At 38.6% G+C, this 24,731-nt stretch carries 29 protein-coding genes; 17 read left to right on the top strand and 12 right to left on the bottom strand.

From position 1 onward, the window contains the following. Positions 1-43: 43 nt before the first annotated feature. Complete coding sequence (locus tag SJY45_RS08065) at positions 44-1,522, bottom strand: sodium:solute symporter (protein ID WP_400073975.1); 1,479 nt, start codon at positions 1,520-1,522, stop codon at positions 44-46. 57 nt (positions 1,523-1,579) lie between these two features. Here SJY45_RS08065 and recR point away from each other — a divergent pair, with 57 nt between their 5' ends. The 11 genes from recR to ftsY all read left to right on the top strand — a co-directional run bounded on the left by recR (position 1,580) and on the right by ftsY (position 9,993). Then, positions 1,580-2,200, top strand: a complete 621-nt coding sequence (recR, locus tag SJY45_RS08060) for a recombination mediator RecR (RefSeq protein ID WP_215441019.1) — start codon at positions 1,580-1,582, stop codon at positions 2,198-2,200. 81 nt (positions 2,201-2,281) lie between these two features. After that, entirely contained in the window at positions 2,282-3,646 is a 1,365-nt protein-coding gene (locus tag SJY45_RS08055; RefSeq protein ID WP_400073973.1) for a dihydrolipoamide acetyltransferase family protein, read from the top strand. A gap of 244 nt (positions 3,647-3,890) precedes the next feature. Continuing rightward, the gene (locus SJY45_RS08050; protein ID WP_303406938.1) at positions 3,891-5,087 is read left to right on the top strand and encodes a hypothetical protein; all 1,197 of its coding nucleotides are present in this window, start codon (positions 3,891-3,893) and stop codon (positions 5,085-5,087) included. A gap of 88 nt (positions 5,088-5,175) precedes the next feature. Further along, positions 5,176-5,952, top strand: coding sequence for a 3'-5' exonuclease (locus tag SJY45_RS08045; RefSeq protein ID WP_215441016.1), 777 nt, complete (start codon positions 5,176-5,178; stop codon positions 5,950-5,952). A gap of 17 nt (positions 5,953-5,969) precedes the next feature. Continuing rightward, on the top strand, positions 5,970-6,581 hold the full coding sequence (locus SJY45_RS08040; protein WP_215441015.1) for a fumarylacetoacetate hydrolase family protein: 612 nt from the start codon (positions 5,970-5,972) through the stop codon (positions 6,579-6,581). Continuing rightward, positions 6,581-6,919, top strand: a complete 339-nt coding sequence (locus tag SJY45_RS08035; RefSeq protein WP_215441013.1) for an Hpt domain-containing protein — start codon at positions 6,581-6,583, stop codon at positions 6,917-6,919. The genes SJY45_RS08040 and SJY45_RS08035 overlap by 1 nt, the downstream gene beginning before the upstream one ends. After that, a complete protein-coding gene (locus SJY45_RS08030) occupies positions 6,919-8,169 on the top strand; it encodes a competence/damage-inducible protein A (RefSeq protein ID WP_400073970.1) in 1,251 nt (416 codons plus the stop codon). Before SJY45_RS08035 ends, SJY45_RS08030 begins: the two co-directional genes overlap by 1 nt. Before the next feature lie 66 nt (positions 8,170-8,235). Further along, positions 8,236-8,472, top strand: a complete 237-nt coding sequence (gene rpmB / locus SJY45_RS08025; protein ID WP_155597461.1) for a 50S ribosomal protein L28 — start codon at positions 8,236-8,238, stop codon at positions 8,470-8,472. A gap of 12 nt (positions 8,473-8,484) precedes the next feature. Further along, entirely contained in the window at positions 8,485-8,667 is a 183-nt protein-coding gene (gene rpmG / locus SJY45_RS08020; RefSeq protein ID WP_038234759.1) for a 50S ribosomal protein L33, read from the top strand. A 37-nt stretch (positions 8,668-8,704) separates the two neighbouring features. Continuing rightward, a complete protein-coding gene (locus tag SJY45_RS08015; RefSeq protein WP_215441009.1) occupies positions 8,705-8,857 on the top strand; it encodes a DUF4295 domain-containing protein in 153 nt (50 codons plus the stop codon). 179 nt (positions 8,858-9,036) lie between these two features. Continuing rightward, positions 9,037-9,993, top strand: coding sequence for a signal recognition particle-docking protein FtsY (ftsY, locus tag SJY45_RS08010; protein ID WP_215441008.1), 957 nt, complete (start codon positions 9,037-9,039; stop codon positions 9,991-9,993). A gap of 35 nt (positions 9,994-10,028) precedes the next feature. Here the strand turns inward: ftsY and SJY45_RS08005 are convergent, their stop codons facing one another. Next, on the bottom strand, positions 10,029-10,619 hold the full coding sequence (locus SJY45_RS08005; protein WP_400074315.1) for a serine hydrolase domain-containing protein: 591 nt from the start codon (positions 10,617-10,619) through the stop codon (positions 10,029-10,031). Then, the gene (locus SJY45_RS08000) at positions 10,620-11,129 is read right to left on the bottom strand and encodes a serine hydrolase (protein WP_400073966.1); all 510 of its coding nucleotides are present in this window, start codon (positions 11,127-11,129) and stop codon (positions 10,620-10,622) included. Between the two features lie 120 nt (positions 11,130-11,249). On the opposite strand from SJY45_RS08000, the gene rimO reads away from it, so the two are divergent. From rimO to SJY45_RS07980, 4 genes are all read left to right on the top strand, one after another. Continuing rightward, positions 11,250-12,551, top strand: coding sequence for a 30S ribosomal protein S12 methylthiotransferase RimO (rimO, locus tag SJY45_RS07995; RefSeq protein ID WP_289061997.1), 1,302 nt, complete (start codon positions 11,250-11,252; stop codon positions 12,549-12,551). A 198-nt stretch (positions 12,552-12,749) separates the two neighbouring features. Next, complete coding sequence (gene dgoD / locus SJY45_RS07990) at positions 12,750-13,907, top strand: galactonate dehydratase (RefSeq protein ID WP_400073964.1); 1,158 nt, start codon at positions 12,750-12,752, stop codon at positions 13,905-13,907. Between the two features lie 70 nt (positions 13,908-13,977). Continuing rightward, positions 13,978-15,300 (top strand): GntP family permease, encoded by a 1,323-nt coding sequence (locus SJY45_RS07985; RefSeq protein ID WP_400073963.1) that lies wholly within the window; start codon positions 13,978-13,980, stop codon positions 15,298-15,300. Positions 15,301-15,334: 34 nt separating this feature from the next. Next, positions 15,335-16,333 carry an SMP-30/gluconolactonase/LRE family protein gene (locus SJY45_RS07980; RefSeq protein ID WP_400073961.1) on the top strand — a complete coding sequence of 333 codons (999 nt, stop codon included), beginning with the start codon at positions 15,335-15,337 and terminating at the stop codon, positions 16,331-16,333. 71 nt (positions 16,334-16,404) lie between these two features. Here SJY45_RS07980 and SJY45_RS07975 read toward each other — a convergent pair whose 3' ends face one another. From SJY45_RS07975 to SJY45_RS07965, 3 genes are all read right to left on the bottom strand, one after another. After that, on the bottom strand, positions 16,405-16,890 hold the full coding sequence (locus SJY45_RS07975) for a hypothetical protein (RefSeq protein ID WP_400073959.1): 486 nt from the start codon (positions 16,888-16,890) through the stop codon (positions 16,405-16,407). Between the two features lie 98 nt (positions 16,891-16,988). Further along, positions 16,989-17,354 (bottom strand): hypothetical protein, encoded by a 366-nt coding sequence (locus SJY45_RS07970; RefSeq protein ID WP_400073957.1) that lies wholly within the window; start codon positions 17,352-17,354, stop codon positions 16,989-16,991. Between the two features lie 46 nt (positions 17,355-17,400). Continuing rightward, entirely contained in the window at positions 17,401-18,861 is a 1,461-nt protein-coding gene (locus SJY45_RS07965; RefSeq protein ID WP_400073955.1) for a potassium/proton antiporter, read from the bottom strand. Between the two features lie 182 nt (positions 18,862-19,043). Between SJY45_RS07965 and SJY45_RS07960 the strand changes: the two genes are divergently transcribed. Beyond that, positions 19,044-19,463: a hypothetical protein gene (locus SJY45_RS07960; RefSeq protein ID WP_400073953.1), complete on the top strand. Its 420-nt coding sequence runs from the start codon at positions 19,044-19,046 to the stop codon at positions 19,461-19,463. Between the two features lie 195 nt (positions 19,464-19,658). On the opposite strand, the gene arsB is transcribed toward SJY45_RS07960, so the two are convergent. The 6 genes from arsB to SJY45_RS07930 all read right to left on the bottom strand — a co-directional run bounded on the left by arsB (position 19,659) and on the right by SJY45_RS07930 (position 23,913). Next, positions 19,659-20,711: an ACR3 family arsenite efflux transporter gene (arsB, locus tag SJY45_RS07955; protein WP_400073951.1), complete on the bottom strand. Its 1,053-nt coding sequence runs from the start codon at positions 20,709-20,711 to the stop codon at positions 19,659-19,661. A gap of 2 nt (positions 20,712-20,713) precedes the next feature. Continuing rightward, a complete protein-coding gene (locus SJY45_RS07950) occupies positions 20,714-21,331 on the bottom strand; it encodes a low molecular weight phosphatase family protein (protein WP_400073949.1) in 618 nt (205 codons plus the stop codon). 32 nt (positions 21,332-21,363) lie between these two features. Further along, the gene (locus SJY45_RS07945) at positions 21,364-21,831 is read right to left on the bottom strand and encodes a DUF6428 family protein (protein ID WP_289040904.1); all 468 of its coding nucleotides are present in this window, start codon (positions 21,829-21,831) and stop codon (positions 21,364-21,366) included. A gap of 49 nt (positions 21,832-21,880) precedes the next feature. After that, a complete protein-coding gene (locus SJY45_RS07940; protein WP_215440992.1) occupies positions 21,881-22,210 on the bottom strand; it encodes a helix-turn-helix transcriptional regulator in 330 nt (109 codons plus the stop codon). Between the two features lie 100 nt (positions 22,211-22,310). Further along, positions 22,311-23,246: a DUF6929 family protein gene (locus tag SJY45_RS07935; RefSeq protein WP_400073947.1), complete on the bottom strand. Its 936-nt coding sequence runs from the start codon at positions 23,244-23,246 to the stop codon at positions 22,311-22,313. Between the two features lie 148 nt (positions 23,247-23,394). Then, positions 23,395-23,913 (bottom strand): GNAT family N-acetyltransferase, encoded by a 519-nt coding sequence (locus SJY45_RS07930; RefSeq protein WP_400073945.1) that lies wholly within the window; start codon positions 23,911-23,913, stop codon positions 23,395-23,397. Positions 23,914-24,121: 208 nt separating this feature from the next. On the opposite strand from SJY45_RS07930, the gene SJY45_RS07925 reads away from it, so the two are divergent. Beyond that, positions 24,122-24,727, top strand: coding sequence for a DUF4337 family protein (locus tag SJY45_RS07925; protein WP_400073943.1), 606 nt, complete (start codon positions 24,122-24,124; stop codon positions 24,725-24,727). The last annotated feature ends 4 nt before the right edge of the window (positions 24,728-24,731 follow it).

The raw sequence follows: 24,731 nt of genomic DNA, 5'->3' as shown, positions 1-24,731 counted from the left end.
TAGGTTTTTTCGTATAAAACTTTAACGTTTTAAAGTTTTCTTCTCAACTTGTTATTTCTTGACTGCTTTTATTACGAATAAAATAAAGTCCTATAAATGTTAATAGGCCATTTAAGGGGAGTAGCTCGTAACCTACTTTATACCCGCCCAAATATTCAACAGGAAGATTGGCCAGCGCTACAATACAAAGTACGGATAATAGCGCTATAATCCACACATAACCGTCTTTTACGGCGTATTTGGTGAATATACCAAAGGTAAAAAGACCTAGTAAAGGTCCATAGGTATAGGTGGCAACTGTCAATAGGCCATCAATAACATTTCTGTCCAGAATATATTTGAACGCAATAACTGTTACTATGAGCAAGATGCTCATGCCAATGTGAGTGGTTTTCCTAATTCTATTCTGGTCTTTTTCGGCCTTTTCATCAATGCTGAGAAAATCTACGCAAAAAGATGTGGTCAGAGAGGTTAGCGCACTGTCTGCACTACTGTAGGCCGCTGCTATTAAACCTAGCATAAAGGTAATGGCAACTACCATGCCCAGACCCCTGTTAAGTGCTATTTCTGGAAATAACAGGTCCGGTTTTGCTTGGCCGTCCATCAATGGCGTTGCAATATTGAACTTAGCGGCATATATGAACAAGAGCGCACCTAGTAAAAGAAAAACAAAATTTACGATTACTAATACCACGCTAAAGGAAACCATATTCTTTTGTGCATCCTTAAGAGATTTACAGGTAAGGTTCTTTTGCATCATATCCTGGTCTAACCCTGTCATACAAATAGTAATGAACATACCGCCAAGAAAAGACTTTAGAAAGTGGTTCTTGTCAAAAAAACTATCGGTAAATAGTACTTTGTTGTATTGTTTTAGTTCTTCGGACGCTAGGAACTCCGTAAAACTCCAGTCCAGTTTTTGGTTAATGAAGTAGATGCTCAATCCAACAGAAAGGAGCATAAAGGAGGTTTGTAACGTATCTGTCCAGACAATAGTTTTTATGCCACCTCTAAAAGTATAGATCCAGATTAGTAAAATAGAGAGAACCACTGTAATTTCAAAAGGAACACCTAATTCGTCAAAAACAAACTGCTGCAAAACAATGGCTACTAAGAAAAGTCTGAAAGCGGCGCCTAAAACCCTGGAAATAAAGAAAGATATGGCACCCACTTTATAACTTACGGTTCCAAATCGCTTTTTAAGATACTCGTATATAGAAGTTACGTTAAGCTGATAATAGATGGGAAGCAAGATAAAGGCGATTACAAAATAGCCCGCCAGATAACCAAAAACCACCTGCATGTAACTAAATTCCGAGGCCTCTACCCAACCCGGTACCGATATAAATGTTACACCGGAAAGGGAAGCGCCCACCATACCGAAAGCAACCAAGTACCAAGGCGATGATTTCCCTGCTTTAAAAAAATCAACGTTAGAGTCATTTTTTCCCGTAAAATAGGATATCAATAAAAGGAGGAGAAAATAAGCACCTATCAAGATTAGGATGTGGGTGGCGGTCATGGAATAAAATTTCAAACCAAAGTACAAAAAGTAAAAATAGTACGTAATTTTGTGTCTATGGATTTTTCATCTAAACTTCTAGAAAATGCCGTATACGAAATGTCGCAGTTGCCGGGAATCGGTAAACGAACGGCACTTCGTTTGGTACTTCATTTACTAAAGCAGCCTAAGGAACAGACAGACAGGCTCTCTAATGCGTTGTTGGATTTGCGTAGCGAGATAAAGTTTTGTGAGAACTGTCATAATATTTCGGATGTGGCTATATGCGAAATTTGCGCTAATCCCAAACGGGATAGAAGCTTGGTCTGCGTGGTTGAAGATATTAGAGATGTGATGGCCATTGAAAATACGAGCCAATATAAAGGGTTGTATCACGTTCTTGGAGGTAAAATATCGCCAATGGAAGGAATTGGCCCGCAGGATTTAACCATTGGATCTTTGATAGACAAGGCAAAAAAAGGAGAGGTCAAAGAGTTTATTTTTGCGTTGAGCTCCACCATGGAAGGCGATACCACCAATTTTTATATTTATAAGCAATTGAATGGCTTGGATATTAATACATCTACCATTGCCAGGGGAATAGCTGTGGGGGACGAGTTGGAATATGCAGATGAGGTTACTCTAGGGCGGAGTATTTTAAATCGAATTCCGTTTGAGGGCTCATTGAAAGCGAATTAAAATATAGTAAGTTTAATAAATAGGCGTTTTTTTTGGTATTTTTGCGACCAAATTAGCTTAAAAGCAGAATAAAATAAGAATATGTCAAAGTTTGAACTGAAATTGCCGAGAATGGGTGAAAGTGTTGCAGAAGCAACTCTAACCACTTGGTTAAAAGAAATTGGGGATACTATTGAGTTGGACGAGCCTGTTTTTGAAATAGCTACGGACAAAGTAGATTCTGAGGTTCCCAGTGAGGTTGAAGGTGTTTTGGTGGAGAAGCTTTATGATATAGACGATGTAATAAAAGTAGGTGATACCGTGGCTATCATTGAAACCGAACAATCTGTTGAAGTGGCCCAGCCCAAGACATCTACCGCTCCGGTTGAAGCATCTAAAGCCACCGAAGAGTCTGCTGCTTTGGTAGAGGAAACTGTAAAAGTGGCCAAAGAAACGGTAAGTGCTCCTGTGCATCAGGTCCAAAAATCGGATTCTGACCGTTTTTATTCGCCTTTGGTGAAAAATATTGCCAAGCAAGAAGGTATTTCTATTGCTGAGCTTGATACCATAGAAGGTACGGGCAATGAGGGGCGGGTTACCAAAAATGATATTCTGGCGTATCTTGAAAATGGCAAAAAAGCAAAGACCCAGCAACCTGTAGCTCCTGCTCCTGCTCCAAAACAAGCGGTGTCTTCCATTGCTGGTCAAATTACTTCGGATGTTGGCATGGCTAATGGTGCAGATGTAAAACAGATAGAAGATGGCGAGGTTGTTCCATTGTCCAGAATGGGCAAACTTATCGCTAAGCATATGGTCAGCAGTGTATCTACTTCTGCTCACGTTCAAAGCTTTATAGAGGTAGACGTTACAAAAATTGTGAATTGGAGGAATAAGGTAAAGAACGCTTTTGAAAAGAGAGAAGGAGAGAAGCTTACGTTTACCCCAATTTTCATGGAAGCCGTTGCAAAGGCACTTAAGAAATACCCTTTAATGAATATTTCTTTGGATGGTGATACGGTAATTAAAAAGAAAAATATAAACATAGGTATGGCTGCCGCCCTTCCGGATGGGAACCTTATTGTTCCCGTGATAAAAAATGCAGATCAATTGAATTTAGTTGGAATGGCCAAGGTGGTAAACGACTTGGCAGCTAGATCAAGGGAGAACAAACTAAAACCGGACGAAGTTCAAAACGGTACCTATACCGTTACCAACGTGGGTACGTTTGGCAGTGTTTTTGGCACCCCGATCATTAATCAGCCTCAAGTGGGTATATTGGCATTGGGTGCTATCCGAAAAATTCCATCCGTTATAGAAACTCCGGAAGGAGATTTTATAGGTATACGAAGCAAAATGTATCTTTCCCATAGTTATGATCACAGGGTGGTAAATGGAGCTTTAGGTAGTATGTTCGCAAAAGCGGTGGCAGATTATTTGGAAGCTTGGGATATGGATCGTGAAGTGTAAGATTTGGAGACAACACTATTTTGTTAAGGCATTCTCACTTAAAAAGCGTATTTGTTTTAAATCCATAATTTATTTCGGTTTTTCATTGGGCTTTCGCTATAAATAGATTAATAGTCTTATTTTCATGCGATAGATAAATAACCATCAGGTCGCCAAACCAACAATGCCAATAAGAGATTTCAAAACGTTCCCAATACGAATTTTAGATTCGTTCCTTTTCCTTTTATTTTTGACTCCTGTTCTTATGTTTGCGCAAGAAGCAAGTGTAGATCAAGAGGAAAAAGCACCCCTAAAACTTTATATAGATTGTAATTGCGAAAAGAATTATCTAAGGCAAGAAATAAACTATGTAAATCACGTTCGTGATCAGGCACAGGCCAATGTAAAACTCTTTATTTACGATATAGCCAATGGTAGCGGAGGGCGTACCTATATGTTAGAGTTTGAGGGTGTAGAGGATTATAAGGATATTTTTGGAAAACTTACTTACGATAGTACCGCCAGCATGACGGATGATGAGGTGCGCAAGGGACTTCTAAAGAAAGTACAATCAGGACTTCTTCAATATGTTTTGGAATCGGATTTAGCAGAGAATATTACGTACACGGTCAATAAAGAAGGGCTTGGTGAGATTCAAGAGGTAGATTTTAGGGATCCTTGGAACAATTGGATTTTTGAAGTTTATGGGGAAGCCAAGCTTAAAAGGGAATCTAGTCGTAAAGAATTTGAATATGAATTGGGCTTTCAAAGTGATCATGTAACGGAAAAATTACGGATTCGTACGGATGTTGAACTCAATCAGGCCAATAAAGAATTTGTTAGGAATGAGGAAACGTTTACCAGTGAACGTTTTAGGTATTCTGCAGATGGTAGTATCGTTGCCAGTCTATCGGACCATTGGTCTGCCGGTATTTTTGGAGGTGTGCAACATAACACCTTTACGAATCTTGACTTTAAATATTACGCAACCCCGGCCATAGAATACAATATCTACTCGTACAAAGAAGTGCTCCGTAGAGAAATCGTTTTTGCATATAAAATAGGCTACTTTCATAATGATTATATAGAACCGACCATTTTTAATAAAGAAACGGAAGGTGTTTTTAATCATTCGTTAGATGTACAGATAAGGTATCGTCAGCCTTGGGGTAACGTTTATGCACGGCTAAGGGGGTCTACTTTTTTGAATGATTTTGCCAAAAATAGAATTCAGTTGAACGGAAGTTTTTCAGTGCGATTGTTAAAAGGTTTAGCGGCACGGTTTTCGGGCAGGTTCGAGATTATAAGGGATCAGATCAACCTGCCGGGAGGAGATGCATCTCTAGAGGATGTATTGCTGCAGCAAAAACAGATTGCTACTGATTTTGAGACCAGCCTTAGTGTTGGTCTTAGCTATACTTTTGGTTCCGCGTTTAATAATGTTATAAATACTAGGTTGTAGTGCTATTTTTCTTTAATAAGAAAAGTATGGATATGTTTTCTTGAACCTTGTTAAAGGTTATCTTTGTTAAAAAAAAATTGCTAAAAACATGGAACTTAATCTTACGCGTCCCATTTGTTTTTTTGATTTGGAAACTACGGGAACTAACGTTGCCAAAGACCGGATCGTAGAAATATCTGTTTTAAAAGTATACCCTAACGGGAATAAGGAAAGTAAAACCTGGTTGGTAAATCCGGAAATGGAAATCCCGGAAGAGGTGGTTGCTATTCATGGTATTTCAAATGAAAAAGTTGCCAATGAGCCAACTTTTAAAGACCTTTCCCGGACCATCTACGCCATGATTAAAGACTGCGATTTAGGAGGGTTTAATTCAGATCGTTTTGATATTCCTCTGTTGGCCGAAGAAATGTTAAGGGCAGAGTTAGACTTTGATATGAAGAGTATGGTCTCCATAGATGTACAGACTATATTTCATAAGATGGAAAAGCGTACCCTAGCGGCAGCTTACAAGTTTTATTGTGATAAAGACCTTACCGATGCCCATAGTGCCGAAGCGGATACATTGGCTACCTATGAGGTGTTATTGTCCCAATTGGATAGATACCCGGAACTGGAGAACAATGTAAAGAAGCTGGCCGAATTTTCTACCCATAGGCAGTTTGCGGATTTTGCAGGCTTTTTAGGATATGATGAGGATGGTGTAGAAATTTTTGCCTTTGGTAAACACAAAGGAAGAAAGGTTCTGGATGTATTGGAAAAAGAACCTGGCTATTTCGGGTGGATTCTTAATGCAGATTTTCCGCTATATACAAAAAAGGTGCTGACACAAGTTAAATTAAGTCAGCTGAACAATAAGCTAAGTTAAAAACTAAGAGGGTTTCCATGAAAATTATCTGTATCGGTAGAAATTATACTGAACATATAGAGGAATTGGCCAATGAAAGACCAGATGAACCTGTAGTGTTTATTAAACCGGATTCCGCAATTCTACCCAAAGAACAGGATTTCTATATTCCTGAATTTTCCAATGACATACACTATGAAGTAGAGGTATTGGTCAAGATTAAAAAAGTAGGGAAGCACATTAATGAAAAATTTGCCCATACCTATTATGACGAAGTTGGTTTGGGAATAGATTTTACCGCTAGAGATTTACAATCAAAGCTCAAAGAGAAAGGTTTGCCGTGGGAAAAAGCAAAGGGTTTTGATGGTTCAGCGGTCATAGGAGAGTGGCTTTCGAAAACAAATTTTAAAGATTTAAACAATTTAAATTTCTCTTTGTTGAAGAACGAAGGTGAAGTCCAAAAAGGGAATACCGGTCTCATGCTCTGGAAGATAGATGAGCTGGTGTCGTATGTTTCCCGGTTTTTTATGTTAAAAAAAGGCGATGTAATTTTTACGGGTACACCGGCCGGTGTTGGTAGAATTGAAGCAAATGACTACCTTTCAGGTATTCTGGAGGGTCGTGAACTTTTTCATTTAAAAGTAAAATAATGATTTACAGTCTTGATAAAATCAATGAAATGGCAGAAGGAGATGAGGATTTCATCAACTCTGTTATCTCTGTATTTTTAGAAGAGGTGCCGCAGGATTTAGAAGATCTAGAAGCTGCCTTAAATGAGCAAAACCATGACCAGGTTTACAAATTAGCTCATAAAATTAAACCTAATGTAGATTTGTTGGGTATGGAACAGACGCGTGCCGCTGCCTTACAGATTGAAACTTTGGGAAAAGCAGAAGCCAATATGTCCGAGATACAAGTGGTTTTTCCTTTGTTGAAAAAAGACATAGACCAAGTAGTGGCCGAGCTTAAAAAAGATTTCAACATCTAATGCTTGCTGAAATCATTACCATTGGCGATGAGATTCTAATAGGTCAGATTGTTGATACCAATTCCGTTTTTATCTCCAAAGAACTTAATAAAATTGGGGTGTCTGTCTACCAGATTACTTCAATTCAAGATGATAGGGAGCATATTCTTCAAGCGTTGGAAGACGCCAAAAAGAGGGTTCAAGTTGTTATCATAACCGGAGGGCTTGGCCCTACCAAAGATGATATTACAAAGCACACGCTATGTGAGTTTTTTAATGACACCTTGGTAGAAAATGCAGGTGTTTTGGCACATGTAGAAGAACTTTTTAGGAAGTATATTACCACTACGCCCATATCGGATATCAACAGAAAACAAGCTTTGGTTCCTTCTAAGGCCACGGTTTTGCACAATGCCTTTGGTACGGCTCCTGGTATGTGGATCCAAGAAGATGGTGTAGCCTTTGTTTCGTTGCCGGGAGTGCCCTATGAGATGAAGAATTTAATAACGGATAAGGTAATTCCTAAGATCATTTCGGAATTTAAGCGTCCTTATATTTTGCATAGAACAGTGGTTACCTATGGTCTGGGCGAAAGTTCTATTGCGGATAAAATAGAAGATTGGGAAAATAACTTACCTGCTTCCATACGATTGGCATATCTACCCAGTTTGGGTAAAGTCAGGTTACGATTGACCGCTAAAGGTCCGGATAAGAAAGCGCTTGGGGATGCCGTTGATGCCGAGGTACAAAAATTAAATCCGTTGATCGGTGATATTATGTACGGCACTGAGGATGAGGAAACCTTGGAACAAGTTGTGGCCAAACTATGTACGGAAAAAGGATTGACCCTTTCTACGGCCGAAAGTTTTACCGGAGGAAAAATTGCGGAGCAACTAACGGCCTTGCCAGGAGCGTCAGCTTACTTTCAGGGTAGTGTGGTTAGTTATGCCACAGATGCGAAAATAAACGTGCTTAAAGTGCCAAGGGACGTTGTAACAACTTACTCTGTGGTGAGTGCAGAAGTAGCTAAGGAAATGGCAGAAAACGTTAGACACCTGTTCAAGACGCACTATGCTATAGCCACTACAGGTAATGCCGGTCCTACAAAAGGAGATTCGGATGCGGAGATCGGAACGGTCTTTATAGGCATTGCAACACCAAACGGAGTTTATGCCCATAAGTTTAATATGGGAAGCCATAGAGAACGCATTGTAGAGAAGTCCGTTAACAAGGCTTTGGAGCTGTTGCAAAAAGAAATTTCAAAAATCTGAAATATTGTTTTGTGCATCCATAAAAATGATATAAATTTGCACCCTGTTTAAAGAAAAATCAGCGCGATGTCAAAAGTTTGTGAAATTACGGGGAAGAGAGCGATGTTCGGTAACAACGTATCGTTTTCTATCAATAAGACCAAAAGAAGGTTCAATGTTAATCTTTCTAAGAAACGTTTTTATATTCCCGAAGAAGACCGTTGGGTAACCTTGAAGGTTTCTGCAAAGGCGTTGAAGATTATCAACAAAAAGGGTATTTCTGCTGTATTGAAAGATGCAAAAGCAGAAGGATTGGTAAAATAAGCTTAGAATACGATGGCAAAGAAAGGAAATAGAATACAAGTAATTTTGGAGTGTACCGAGCATAAAGAATCGGGACAGCCAGGTACTTCACGGTACATTACTACCAAGAATAAAAAGAATACTCCCGAAAGAATGGAGATTAAAAAGTTCAATCCTATTTTAAAAAGGATGACAATCCATAAGGAGATTAAATAAGTTTTCGTTTTAGCGAGAACATAAAAGCATATTAGTCATGGCAAAGAAGACGGTAGCAAGTTTACAGACAAGTTCAAAAAGATTGACAAAAGCCATTAAAATGGTGAAGTCTCCAAAAAGTGGTTCTTACACTTTTGTAGAATCTGTTATGGCCCCAGAAGCGGTCAACGAATGGTTGTCTAAAAAGTAAGATACTTTTTAAAGTATGATAAAGCCTCTTCATAAAGAAGGGGCTTTTTTTGTTGTTTACCGCACAGGTTGAAGAAGTTTCAGGGCATAGCCCGTGGGTTTGAATTCACAGTAGTGCTATTTATAGTAAAAACTTCCGCCTTACTTTATTATCTTTGAGCCTATTAATACAAAGAGCACATGAGTTTATTCAAAAATATATTTTCGTCAAAGAAAAAAGAAAGCCTTGATAAGGGCCTGGAGAAATCCAAAACTTCTTTCTTTTCAAAGCTTAGCAAAGCGGTTGCCGGTAAGTCTAAGGTAGATGATGATGTATTGGATAATCTTGAAGAGGTGCTAGTTTCTTCGGATGTAGGGGTAACAACGACCTTAAAAATTATTGAACGTATAGAAGCCCGCGTTTCCAAGGACAAATATATGGGCACGGATGAGCTTAACACCATTCTTCGTGAAGAAATTTCCGGTCTTCTCTCGGAAACCAATCTTGGCAACCAAACGGAATTTTCGATTCCAACAGATAAAAAACCGTATGTAATTATGGTGGTGGGCGTTAATGGCGTGGGTAAAACAACTACCATTGGTAAATTGGCCCATCAATTTAAAAAGCAAGGTCTAAAAGTAGTCTTGGGTGCTGCAGATACTTTCCGTGCTGCAGCCATTGACCAATTGCAGGTATGGGCAGATAGGGTAGATGTACCCATCATAAAACAGAAGATGGGCAGCGACCCGGCCTCAGTGGCTTTTGATACTTTAAGTTCCGCCGTAAAACAGGATGCCGATGTGGTTATTATTGATACCGCCGGACGTCTACACAACAAAGTGAACTTAATGAACGAGCTCACGAAAGTAAAGCGCGTAATGCAAAAAGTTGTGGATGATACCCCGCATGATGTTCTGCTCGTACTTGACGGATCTACAGGGCAAAATGCTTTTGAGCAGGCTAAGCAATTTACAAAGGCTACGGAAGTAACGTCACTGGCAGTTACTAAACTAGATGGTACTGCAAAAGGGGGAGTGGTTATCGGAATTTCTGATCAGTTTCAAATTCCTGTTAAATATATTGGCGTTGGCGAAGGTATAGAAGATTTACAGGTGTTTAATAAACATGAATTTGTAGATTCATTTTTCAACGTATAGTATCTAGGTTTTGGGTGGCCAAATATAAGGTTACACTAATTGATTACAGCATTTATTTTACCCCATAATTCGTTGTCAAAGCTAGAAAGACCCAATTGGGTTTCTTCCGCACTATCACCACAGCGTACCACCACTAAATTTCTACTGGGAACCACATATATTTTCTGGTCGTTAGCACCTAAAGCGGCAATCATATCTGTTGGAGCATTAGGTATTAGCGAACCTGAAACTACGGTTTGAGAAGTAGTGTTCATGTAGCTTTCTTTGCCATTTAGCCACCATAAATAGCCGTATGATTTATTAATGTCTTGGGAAGTGCTGGTCATTTCATCAAAGTAAGTTTTACTAATAATACGTTCTGCGTCCCAGATCCCTTCATTCTGGATCAATAGCCCCCAGCGCGCCATACTTCTAGTGTCGCTAGCGTACAAAGTCAATAAGGTCTGTTCGTTCCAAGAGCCTTTCATTCCAATCTTATCCCTGATTTTGGTGTAGAAATAATCATTAAAGTCTGTTCCGGTAGCGTTGGTTACGATGTCTTTTAACATGGTAAAAGCACCTTGGTGATAGGCCCATCTTTCACCGGCATCGGCTTCATAATTAAAACAGGAGGGTTGTGTACAGATTCATTTTAAGGTCTGTCCTACATAATCTTGCAACCCTGTGCTCATACTCAAATGATTTTTAACAGTTATTAAATCTTGTTTTTCGGTAGTTAAGGAAGACCAATTGGTTCCTAAATAGTCGGAAGATGTATCGTTTATAGATAAATAACCTTCGTCTTGAGCAATGCCCACGGTGCTGGAAACCAGCGTTTTTCCGGCCGAGTACCAAATCCAGTTGTCATTTTGGGAATGACCGTTAAAATACTTTTCTATTACGATGCGTCCGTTTTTTAGAACAATAAACCCTTTTGAGTTCTTGGTTTCTAGGTAATCGTATAAATTGGGTAGTTTGTCTTCTTTCCAATTTAGTTGTTGTGGGCTAACCGTTTCCCATGATGTACTTCCAGCCTCAGGAAAATACATGCCACTTGGTTCGGTTTCTATTTCCGGCTCAACTTGGGGAGTATCTTTTGAACAGCTACTGAGGAAGGCTAAGATTAAACCTATGATAATACAATTCTTATATTTCATGACCTTGGTTTCATGTTGGACATCAGATGTATATGAAAGTTTAACGTAATTCGGTAAGAAATCGTACCAAAACGGAGCTGTTCGTTCAGCTTGTTGTATTTTTGCGCTCAATTTCTAGTTATGAGAACAAAATCGCAGAAGCAGAATAAAATCAATGTAGTTACTTTGGGGTGCTCTAAAAACGTTTACGACTCCGAAGTACTCATGGGGCAATTGCGTGCCAACGACAAAGAAGTGGTACATGAAGAGGAAGGTAATGTTGTAGTAATCAATACCTGCGGATTTATCGCGAACGCAAAAGAAGAAAGTGTCAATACTATCTTGGAATATGTTCAAAAAAAGGAAGCTGGACAAGTAGATAAGGTGTTTGTGACCGGTTGTCTTAGTGAGCGCTATAAACCGGATTTGCAAAAAGAAATTCCAAATGTAGACGAGTATTTTGGAACCAGTGAATTGCCAAACTTGTTAAAGGCACTTGGGGCGGATTATAAGCACGAGCTTATAGGTGAAAGGTTGACTACTACGCCTAAGAATTATGCGTATTTAAAGATTGCTGAGGGTTGTGATAGACCTTGTTCATTCTGCGCTATTCCTATAATGAGGGGTAAACACCGTAGTACACCAATAGAAGATTTGGTGACCGAGGCCCAAAAATTGGCTGCAAAGGGTGTTAAAGAGTTGATTCTTATTGCGCAGGATTTGACTTATTACGGACTTGATCTTTATAAAAAGAGAAATTTAGCAGAGCTATTGCAGGCTTTGGTTAAAGTTGATGGTATTGAATGGATTAGGTTGCATTACGCTTTCCCAACAGGATTTCCTTTGGACGTGCTTGATGTAATGAAGGAAGAACCTAAAATCTGTAATTACCTAGATATTCCACTTCAACATATTTCCGATTCCATTTTAAAAAGTATGCGGCGTGGTACTACACAGGCCAAAACAACAAAATTGTTGAAGGAATTTAGGGCCGCCGTTCCAGAAATGACCATTCGTACTACCTTGATAGTTGGTTATCCCGGTGAAACCGAGGAAGATTTTCAAACCTTAAAAGACTGGGTTACCGAAATGCGTTTTGAGCGTTTGGGTTGCTTTACCTATAGTCATGAAGAAAATACGCATGCATATACTTTAGAAGATGATGTGCCGGAAGACGTAAAGCAGGAAAGAGCCAATGAGATTATGGAAATACAATCTCAAATTTCATGGGAGTTGAACCAAGAGAAAATTGGGGAGACTTTCCGTTGTATCATAGACCGTAAAGAAGGTCAGTATTTTGTAGGCCGTACGGAATTTGATTCGCCCGATGTTGATAATGAAGTGCTGATAGATGCGGCTCAATTCTATTTAAAACAAGGAGAATTTGTAGATATAAAGATTACCGAAGCGGCTGATTTTGATTTATATGGTGAGCCTGCGTAATGGCGTAAACTCTTTATAAAAAATTAGAACCTGTTCAGTAATGGACAGGTTTTTTTGTGGCAGATAGTTGCGTATTGGGGTTATTTTAAACGTAATAATTACACTTCAAAATTATTCATTACTTTAGGGGAGACTAATTTTAGCGGTGCGTACTGCTAATTGAACGTATTTAATCAACCTTAAGAATTGTAGTGGAGTATGGACGACTTACGAATTGAAAAAATAGAACTTTTTAAAGTGCCACCACGTTGGCTTTTTCTGAAAATAACAACTAAAAGTGGAATTATAGGTTGGGGTGAGCCTGTTGTAGAAGGTAAAGCGGCTACTGTGGAAGCTTGCGTACAAGAACTATCTCAATACATAATTGGGCGTTCTGCCAATGATATAGAAGATATTTGGCAGACTCTGTATGGTGGTGGCTTTTATCGTGGTGGACCTATTCTTATGAGTGCTATTTCAGGTATAGATCAAGCCCTTTGGGATATTAAAGGCAAACATCTTGGAGTACCGGTCTATGACCTTTTGGGTGGTGCTGTACGTAAGAAAATGAAAATGTACTGTTGGATTGGAGGGGACCATCCGGAAGTTGTTCTTGAGCAGGCTCGTGAAAAAGTGGAGCAAGGCTATAAAGCCGTAAAAATGAATGCTACCGGAGCTTTTGCCTGGATTGACTCCTTACAAAAGATAAAAACCGTGGCCGACAATATTAGGTTGCTTCGCGAAGAGTTTGGAGATATGTTGGATATAGGACTTGATTTTCATGGAAGAATCCATAAAGGCATGGTCAAGCGTTTAATTGATGAACTGGCACCATACAATCCTATGTTTATTGAGGAACCCGTACTGAGCGAGAACAAGGAGGCTTTTGATCATATTTATCCATATACCAGTATTCCTATTGCAACCGGAGAGCGTATGTTCTCTCGTTGGGATTTTAAAGAACTCTTACATAGTGGCACCGTAGATATTATTCAGCCAGATTTAAGTCACGCAGGGGGTATTTCCGAAGTACGTAGAATTGCCGCAATGGCAGAGGCTTATGATGTAGCATTGGCACCACACTGTCCATTGGGACCTGTAGCCCTTGCTTCATGTCTTCATGTAGATTTTAACTCCATAAATGCCGTTATTCAAGAAAGTAGTTTGGGCATACATTACAACAAAGGTTTTGATTTGTTAGATTATATGGATAATCCTGAAGTTTTTGATGTGAAAGATGGTTATATAGAGCTTCTAAAAAAACCGGGTCTTGGAGTAGATATCAATGAAGAAAAACTAAGGGAAGGCCAGAAAATTGGCCATAATTGGGCAAATCCTATCTGGAGAAATGAGGATGGAAGTTTTGCGGAGTGGTAAAAAATTCTGCATAATTAGCAGTATTTGAACGATTTACTTCTTAATTTAAGAGAAAATTAACCCACCCGCTATGCTTTATATCATTGCTTTAGTCTGCGCCCTGGCATTTATTATCCTGGGTATTGTTCGCTGGAAAATCCATCCGTTTTTTGTGTTGTTGTTGGCGGCCATAGGCTATGGTTTTATAACCGGAATGAGTGTTACGGCAATAATTGATTCTGTTAATAATGGCTTTGGAAGTATAATGGGTAAAATTGGTCTCATCATTTTCTTTGGTGTGGCCATCGGTACCGTTCTTGAAAAATCGGGAGGAGCTATGGTTATTGCAACCCGTATGATTCAACTTATTGGAGAGAAATCCATTCACCTGGCCATGATGTTAACAGGGTATCTTCTTTCTATACCCGTTTTTGCGGATAGTGCTTTTATTATTATGAATTCGCTTAATAAGGCACTTTCGGAAAAAGCAAAGGTTGCCTACGCTGGTACAACGGCAGCTTTAGCGTTGGGACTTACGGCCACGCATGTAATGGTGCCACCAACACCTGGCCCTATTGCCGCAGCGGGAATTTTAAATGCGGAATTGGGTAGTGTAATTTTGTGGGGATTGGTAGTAAGTTCACTGTCATTGGTCAGTTGTTATTTTTTTGCCACTAAGATTGCTTCTAAGGTAAATGTCCCTATTCGTATGGAAGTTGCGCCAGATGTGGTGCACAGACCAAAATTGTCACTTTCATTATTATGCATCATAGTACCTATTATTCTAATTGTGTTAAAATCGGTTTTTGATTATCCGGAACTAGATATGACAGGCTCCGCTATGTACCCCATCATAGCTTTTTTGGGAACACCGGTTATAGCGCTTTTAATAGGTGTTCTTTTGTCCTTGCTGCTTCCGGAGAAATTAGACCCACAGGTATACTCCGCAACCGGTTGGCTGGGAGATTCGTTGCGTATTGCCGCTCCTATTATCCTAATTACCGGTGCAGGTGGTATTTTTGGGGCAATGCTTCAAAATTCAGGTTTTGCAGAGTTGATTACGGAAAGCTTTTCGGGTATGTCCATCGGTTTGTTTTTCCCTTTTCTGTTAGCGGCCTGTTTAAAGACCACACAAGGTTCTTCTACGGTGGCCTTGATTACTACCGCTTCTATTGTGGCACCAATGATGCCTGCCCTTGGTCTAGATGAAACTTTTATGAAGACTATGACCGTTTTAGCTATTGGAGCAGGCTCTACAGTGGTCTCACATGCCAATGATAGTTTCTTTTGGGTATTTACACAATTAACGGGAATGGATGTCAAACAAGGAAACCAGATACAGACCGTAGGTACCTTAATATTAGGTACATCTGCAATGACTTTGATTTTCTGTATTTCTAAAATTATGGGGTGATGTTAAATCGGTATTTTACCTTAAACAAATAATTATGAGAAGATTTTTTTTGTTTGCTTTGGTGTTAGGACTTCATATTACCATCCGATCACAAGAAAAAATGAATGCCTTTTCGGTAGAAATACTTGATGACAGAGCATTACAGCTCATTGATAGTGATGCTGAAATAAAAGTGCTGGGAAGCGGGTTTACCTGGACAGAAGGGCCTTTATGGATTGCAGATGGTGATTATCTTTTATTTTCGGATATACCTAACAATACGGTTTTTAAGATTGATACTTTGGGAAACCAAAGTGTTTATCTAAAACCTTCCGGATATTTATGGGAAAGCGACTATGGGGCCGAACCTGGTTCCAACGGATTACTTTTAAGTCCCAAAGGGGAATTGGTGTTAATGCAACATGGAGAACGACGTGTGGCTAAAATGAAATGTGCATTGAACGCTCCAAAGGCCGAGTATGAGGCGTTGGCGGATTCTTTTGAAGGTAAACGTTTCAATAGCCCTAATGACGGGGTATATGATGCAGAGGGAAATCTCTATTTTACAGATCCTCCTTATGGATTGCCCCAACAAATGGATGATCCACAAAAAGAACTGGACTACCAAGGAGTGTATTGTTTGAAGACATCTGGTGAGATTGTTTTGGTTGATAAATTATCTCGCCCCAATGGTGTTGCGGTGAGTAACGATGGCACCAAACTTTATGTTGCGGTTTCCAATCCTGAGCATGCGGTATGGTACCAGTATGATGTTTTTGCACCCGGTAAGGTAGATAATAAAAAGCTATTTTATAATGTAACTAAACTGGTAGGTCAAAAAGGACAACAAGGTTTACCCGATGGTATGAAAATGCATAGCAAGGGGTATTTGTTCGCTACAGGACCAGGGGGTGTTTGGGTTTTTGATGATATGGGAAAACCTATCGCCAGAATCCTTACAGGAGAAAAGACGGCCAACTGTGTTTTTGGGAAGGATGAAAAAGTACTGTATTTAACTGCGGATGATTATATATTGAGTGTTTCGCTTAAATAGAATATGTGGCTAAAAAAACAAAATCCCCACGGTACGCTGTGGGGATTTTTGGTTTGTGACCTTGCTGTAAATTAAACTATGGTATTTACCTTTTGAGCCCATTTTTCGGCGGTTTGCAATTCTCCGTTAAGTTGTAGGTTGTTTTGGGTGTTGAACAACTCAAAAACCACATCACGACTTGCAGATGGGCTAGTGGTGAAAACAAGTTCTATACGTTCAATAATTTGTTCTATCTTTCCATTTTTCCGTACAGATTTTCCTATTTTGGAGACATTGCAATTTTTTACATCCTTCAGGTCAACAGATAGTTTCTCTAGAGTATCCTTCTCTTTCTTATAGAAGAAAACCACATTTTTAGTGGTGTCCATTCCTATTATAAAATCACCAATAAATTCATGTTCGTGTATTTTGCAGTTGTCAAGATTTGCAAAATCGTTCAAAGCGCGAAGCATTTCTTTTTCTTTTTTCTTTACACTTCTGGTAACCAAAACAAAAGGGGCTACACAAATTACTACTGATATGGTCCCAATAAGGGTTGTACCTAAATCTAAATTCATTTTTAAGTTTTTTAAATTGATAAATAGAGCTATGCGCGATGCAAGCCCAATGAAAAGTGTCAAATTCAGGATTCGACTACGAGTGACTTAAAAAGGATTTACCAGAAGTAATGAAAAGGAAATATAATATCCGTTTTACGTAAAGAAACCAGCAGGTTTTGTGAGAAACGGGTGTATTGCGCTAGCTTGCTTTCAAAGCTGCTTTCGCTAATTTTTTGCGTTCCCCATAAGTGGTTTGAACCTTCAAGTTGATTGGGAGCACTATTAGATGGGGCATCAACTAGGGTTTCGGATTCCGAGGTATGGCAATAAAGCTTGGCACTTACCGCAGCAACCGATTCTTTTTGGGAGTGATTGGAGCTTTCGGTCGTAAGGGTTTGGTCAGTATTTAATCCCATGCCAATGGCACAGCAATAAATTGCTGTTAGAATGAACAGACCAAATAACTGTTTAACCGATTTCATGAGAACAAAGGTAGAATTATATTTACCTGAAAATGCTAAAAAAATGTTATTGATTTAAACATTCCTGAACCTCGTTCAGCCCTTCCATATTATCGGAAAGCACTACTAATGTATCACCGTCTTCAATAACTGTAGAGCCCTTTGGGGTAATATAAACGTCTTCTCTTTTGATCATGGCAATAATGGCGTTCTTGGGGAAACTCAAATCCACTATTTTCTTATCTACCGCAAAACATTGGGGCGTAATTACAATTTCTTTCATGACCGCCTTGGGAACTTCTGCAAGGAACTTCTCTTTTTCATAAATACGTTTTGCTTTTTCGGGCAAACCTACATGAAGCCATTTGGCAACCAGTGCCAACGTGGTGCCCTGTATAAGCACCGAGGTAACCGAAATAAAGAAAACAATGTTAAAGATAATATGTGCCTTGTCTATACCGGCCAATAGGGGATAAGTGGCAAATACAATGGGTACGGCACCACGTAGGCCCACCCATGAAATATAGAAACGCCTGCGGAGTTTCATTTTTATAAACATAAGGCTGATAAATACGCCTACAGGCCGCGCTACAAAAATCAGGAACAATGAGATGGTAAGGCCAATTCCTATATACGGCACAACGTGACTGGGGAAAACCAGTAGTCCTAAAGTCAGGAAGAGTACAATTTGCATTAGCCAAGCCAGACCATCAAACATACGGAAGATGGTTTTTTTATGGATAAGGTCTTGGTTCCCTAAATAAACGGCACAAATGTAAATGGCCAAAAATCCGTTTCCACCAATAAAATCAGTAGCAGAAAAGGTGATGAACATCAAAGCAATAACCAATACGGGGTAAAGCCCTTCAAAATCTAACTTAATTTTGTTGATAACCAGTTTACTCACCTTTCCAAAGCCAAACCCAGCTGCTCCACCAAGTATCATTTGTTGTAGAAAAAGAGGAATAATGGATAGTAAACCTTGGTCTTGATTAATTACCAAAGAAAGAAAGGCAATGGTAAGCACATAGGCCATGGGGTCGTTACTACCACTTTCTAGCTCTAATGTGGGTCTAAGGTTGGTTTTTAAGGCTAGGCTTTTACCTCTTAAAATAGAAAAGACCGCTGCAGCATCTGTTGAAGAAACAATTGAGCCCAATAACAGGCTTTCGTAAATTGTAAAGTCGGTAACAAAATGCACGAACGTTCCCAATGAAACGGCGGTAAGCAATACACCAAGGGTAGAAAGTAGAATACCCTCTTTAAGAATGGGTTTTACCGCGGGCCAACTCGTGTCCAATCCACCGGAGAATAGAATAAAGTTTAGAGATACGACACCAATAAATTGAGCTATTTTGGGGTCGTCAAAAACAATTCCACCAATTCCTTCCGATCCGGCCAACATGCCAATACCCAAGAAAAGTAATAAGGTAGGAACACCAAATTTATAAGATGTTTTACCAACAACAATACTAATAAACAGTAATAGAGAGCCAATTAAAACAATATTTTCAATAGTAAGATTCATTCCCTTTGTATGCTTAAAAAGTATCTGTGCAAGATATTGTTTCTAAAGAAGGAAATCAATCAAAAACAAGGGCGAGTTGCCGTAAAGGCCAATAAAAATACAATTGGCGTAGTTACAGTGTTATATTTAGCGCAACCATTTTTAAGAAACATTATCTAAGTAAGAGAAATGAACGTTACAGTATGAAGAAAATACTAATTCTAATTATAATGGGGGTAGCCTTTTTAAGTTGTTCCGATAACGATGAAAGTTTAAGCAATTGTGATTTTGAAACTATAGTAAGTAATGAACAATACAAAAACTCACCGTCTGACCATATAAACATAAATAGTATGGAAATTAATGAAAACTGCTTGAAAATTAGTTTTAGTTCTAGTGGTTGTAGCGGAGACACTTGGGAATTGAAGCTTATAGATTCAGAAGATGTTTTAGAATCAAACCCGCCTCAAAGAAATTTGAGATTGTTATTGAAGAATGAGGAAATGTGTGAAGCATACATCACTAAAGAGCTGACATTTGATATTTCTAACCTGCAAGTAAACGGAGGCCAGGTCCAACTGAATTTAACAAACTCTGAGGAAAACATTTTATACAAGTATTAAAAGCTAAGATATAACGGTGGTTGAAGGGTGTTGCTTGTTTCGTCCACCTTTAAAACCCTCAAATATTTTAATTTACTGCTTGCAGTTTTGGTTAAGCGTTAAACAGATTAATTAGTACCTAAGATAGTTAAAATGCCAGTACCATTATAGCTTTGCGAAGAGCAAAGTTTATAATACTACTGGCAAAATCTAATTTTACACTATTACTTTTTCTGACTTTTTATAATACTTTTTCCGCAACCAGAAGGAAACCCTAACCAGTAAAATAAGAGCGGGTACTTCTACCAAGGGACCAATTACCCCGGCAAATGCCTGTCCTGAATTTAATCCAAAGACAGCAATGGCTACAGCTATGGCCAATTCAAAATTATTACCAGCAGCCGTAAAGGCTACAGAGGTAGTTTTATCATACGTGGCTCCAGTTGCTTTGGTAACAAAAAAACCAATGATGAACATTAGTAAAAAGTAGATGAGTAGGGGAACGGCTATAATGAGCACATCCATAGGTATTTCAACTATTAATTCACCTTTTAAAGAAAACATCACCACAATCGTAAAAAGAAGGGCTATAAGTGTCATAGGCGAAATGGTAGGGATAAACTTCTTTGAATACCATTCCTCGCCTTTTAACCGAACCAGAATAAAGCGGCTCAATATACCTAACACAAAGGGAATACCTAAGTATATAACGACACTTTCGGCAATTGTAGCAATTGAAATATCAACAATAGCACCTTCAAAACCAAAATAGGGAGGTAGTACGGTGATAAAAATGTATGCATAAAAACTATATGCGAACACTTGAAATATACTATTGAGAGCTACCAGTCCGGCACCATATTCACTACTTCCTTCAGCCAAATCGTTCCAGACCAAAACCATGGCTATACAGCGCGCCAGACCTATTAAAATTAACCCCACCATATACTCGGGATAGTCCTGAAGAAAGGTTATGGCCAATAGAAACATCAATACGGGACCTAAAACCCAATTTAATAATAAGGAAATCGATAGAATTTTTACATTCTTAAAAACCTTGGGTAGTAGTGCATAATTTACCTTGGCCAATGGCGGGTACATCATAAGAATAAGTCCTATGGCAATAGGTATATTGGTTGTACCACTACTTGCGGAATTTATTAGCTCAGGGAGCTGTGGAAATAAATTTCCAACGCCCACTCCTATAAGCATGGCCGCAAAAATCCATAGGGTCAGGTAACTGTCTAAAAAGCTTAATTTCTTAGCCATGGCTATGCGTTTATTTTTGAAAAGACAAAGTAGAGCTCAGTAGCTATCTGTATACTTCTTTCATGATACTTCTCTGCCTGTTGAGGAGTATTGTCAAAAGCTTTAGGGTCTTCAAACGTAATGGGAATACGCTTCTCTGCTCCAGCGATAAAAGGACAACCACCATCTGCCTGGCTACAGGTCATAATTGCGGCAAAATTGGATTGCGGATTAAAATCGTCGTCCAATGTTTTTGAAAAACAGATTACCGGATGTTCGTTCTCTGCATACTTAATACTGTAAACAGGGTTTTTGTCCTCTGAACGCTTTACCACATCAAAACCCGTATTTTTTAGGGTCTCGGCAGCCATTGGAAACAGTGCTGTTGCTTCAGTTCCTCCAGAATAGCAAAAGGCGTTTTTAATATTGAAATGATACGCCATAGCCTGGGCCCAAACTTGTGAAAGGTGACTTCTTCGTGAGTTGTGGGTACAAATAAAATTCAATCGTATTTCTTCGTTCGCATCTACCTTACTTTGTATAAAGTCTGTTAAGGGTTGCAATACTTCTCTACGCTCGTTAGATATAGAGTTCACTTCCAAAGAAGCAATGGTCTTTTCAATCTGTTCAAAAGTTTTCATTATGTTCTATTTAGTTGGATATTATAGAATAGTTAACAACAGCCGCTTTTTGGGTCGCAAGAACTACCCTGACCTAGATCTGAGAATTGTAGTTTAGGTTTTTCGGCAGGAATACCACAATTATCCTTTGCAAGACAATCTGTTTGTTTGGTGGTCAATAAAAAGTTAGTACCGTCAAAGTCTAATCCAAACTTACCTATAGTGTCCGCTTGGTATTCCACTTCTATTTCCAAGTCTTCAATTCCCAAAGTTTTTTCGGAAAGCTCTATTATGTGAACTAACTTTTCAGGATGTAGCCTGTGGTCGTAGTCATTGGCGTTCCAAAGTTGAAAGTTCACCACCTCTTCTTTACGAACCGTTCCTCCGCAGTCTATAAAGTGTTTGGTAATCTTACCTACTTCCGTTACATGAAAGTGGTTTGGTACCAATTCCCCGTTAGGTAATTGAAAAGCAATTTTGTCTAGTTTAGAAAGCTCCGTTTTAATTTCTGATAGTTTCATGTTAAATTTTTATTAATTGTATTTTTACGATAAAAGGATTTAAATTTTTTTAGCAACAATCGCTTTTAGGCAAGTCTTGGTCTAAAAATTTGAACATCACTTCTTTCATTTTTGTCCAATTTTCTTTGTGAATGCAATAGCAAACACTTGTACCTTCAACCGTGCCCTGTATAAGGCCTAAATTCTTTAGTTCCTTTAAATGTTGTGAAATGGTAGGTTGTGCCAAACCGATTTCATTTACCAAATCACCACAAACACAGGTGTCAATTTTAAACAAATGCTGTAAAATTGATACTCTGGCCGGATGTCCAAAGACCTTGGCATAAAGTGCAATTTCATTTTGTAGATCGGTGAATATTTCTGTTTTAGCTAATCCCATGTATTTATTTCATAAGTACATTGCAATATTACGATTAATATGTTTTATGCTACGAAGAAAAATGAATTTTAACAGAATTTTGAATAAAAGGTTTTACAGATTATAGTTTTAGAAGACAGTTCAATCGTAACGAGTTTCCTTTGTCATCATCCGTTACCAGGGCAATTCTGATTTTTCCATCGGGAGTTTTTTCGGCCACGGTAACCGATTCAACTTTAAGCGGAGTACCTGAAGATGGAACGGAGGCAACGCTGTATTTGTTCGAAAAGGTATTGTTCTTTATAGGAATGGCGCCTATAAAACTTCCGGCTATTTCTCCATCATTATATGCAGTACCTGTTTTTTCTACAGAAGCCGTGAATATGACCAGGTTTTCTTCCTCTAAAATAGTAGCTCCAGAAAAACCGGATTGGAACCCGTCTATTATAGGTAATTCGTAAAGAAGTGTCTCTGGTTCAGGAAATACAGGGTTAATCCCTTCAATATATCCGATTAAATCTGCATATTTAAAACTGAATATAACGTTTTTTCCTCGGTTAAAAAGGTAAATGATGTCATGATAGATTGCTACGCCTTCAATGTTCAAGTGTGCGCCACCAAGGGTTTTGTTACTTCTTAAATGATTGTATAATTCTGTAATTTGATAGGTTTTAAAAGAGGTGCTATCTTCTAGTGAGATATGAAGGAAAATGTCTCGCTCCGGAGATTTGGCACCTGACCCAAAAGCCAAGATTTCATTTCCGTTTATAGTTTCCAAAGCCTCGAAGTCGGGTTTCTTTGCTTTGTCCAGCCTATTACCATTTAAAAATTCCGTAGAATAAATAGAGGTTTGGTCTAGAACGGTTCCCTTATCATCAACCTTGAACAGATATGGAGAATCATCTCCTACCACATAAAAATTTTCACCAGCTTTGGTGATGCCGGAAGCGCTGGGAACGTTGTGTAGCAATTTGGTGTCTACTACCTCAATTTCTAATGCTTGCCTATTGCACGTAGCGGCAAGGGTTATCAGTAATGAAAAGAAGGCCATTTTCATATAAAACGGTAATTTGTATTTTGTGTTGACTGCTTATAGGGAGGAATTGTCCAATCAACCTTTAATTATTTTTTTGGAGTGCGAATTTAAAAGTATTATTGAAATATTTTGAGCCTTGGCATAGGTTTAACACCTTGTTTTTCAAAAATTAAACGGAAACGTTGGTTATGGAGTAGAGTAGAAGTTCTAAGGTGTCATTTGGTAGGGTAACAGTACCGATTTTAGATAGGCCAAGCTTGTTTAATAGCCTCTGAGAAGGAGTGTTATCCTTTCCGGTTATAGCAACTATCTCGTTTAAATGAAATTCTTTAAATGCTAGGTCCAATACTTTGGACGATGCTTCAAAAGCATAACCTTGGTTGGCATATTCGGGCAGAAAAGCAAATCCTATATCTATACCCTTTAAACCATCTCGATCATACAATCCGCATGAGCCCAGTTTTGCACCATCTTCTTTGCGAACTACAGTATAGTTGCCAAAGCCTAATCTATTGAACTGTGGTTTTATTTTAGTTTGAATATAGTTTTTGGCGGCATCTGTGGAATGTATATTTCTATCCCCTATATATTTAATCCAATCAGGAGTATTGAATAGTCTAAGTATGAATGCGGCGTCTTCCTCAGAAGTTGGTTTTATCTTTAATCTATTGGTGTAAAAACTTTTCATGTATGTTTTTGTAAGAGTAAATTTTCAACTTCTACAGAGGTTTCTATTTTTGAAAATCTATTTTCTTAAAGTTTAGATAGTTTCGTTAAAACAAAGGCCATTCTATGTCTAATATCAACTTTAATGCAGTTTTTTACGTATAATAAATAAGATTAGTCTTTTTTAGATCTGGTCTTGACCAAAACCAAATCAGTTTTAATACAGAACAATGTCTAAAAATAGTAAAATAGAAAATAGGGGAGGTGTAATAATTATAATACTCGTGGCCTTATTAGCTGTTATGAAAGTAGTTAACAGTAAGTTGGAGGAGAAGATAGCCAGGGCCAATTATAAGCATGTGAGTTATTCCAGTTGGTACAATGCCAAAAGTATCAAACAGATACTAAAAGAGAACCAACGCGATTATTTGGAGTCATTACGGGGTACGGGACTTGTTGCAGATGATAAACTGGAACAGTTAGATTTTAGAATAGAACTTACAGATGACCTTATCCGAAAATATGAAGAAGAAAAGACCGAGATTCTTTTAGGCTCGGATAATATACCAAGAGAAGCCTGGTCTCAAGATTTGGATGGTGAAATGGGTAAAATTGTAGGTCTGCGCGCATGGGAGGAAATAGGCCTTACAAACCGCAGCTTGGTGGCCCAAATAGACATAGGAATTTTGTTTCTTCAAATAAGTATCCTATTTGGGGTCTTAGGCCTAATCATTAATGAAAACCGTAGATTGCAAGAGGTTTTTACCGGTTTTATGATCGGTGTAGGTTTTATAGGTCTAGGGGTATGTTTTTACGGATACTACTCCATACTTTAATAAT

Source organism: Zobellia russellii (assembly GCF_044597075.1).
GTDB lineage: Bacteria > Bacteroidota > Bacteroidia > Flavobacteriales > Flavobacteriaceae > Zobellia > Zobellia russellii.
This window is presented reverse-complemented; position numbering and strand designations above follow the sequence as displayed.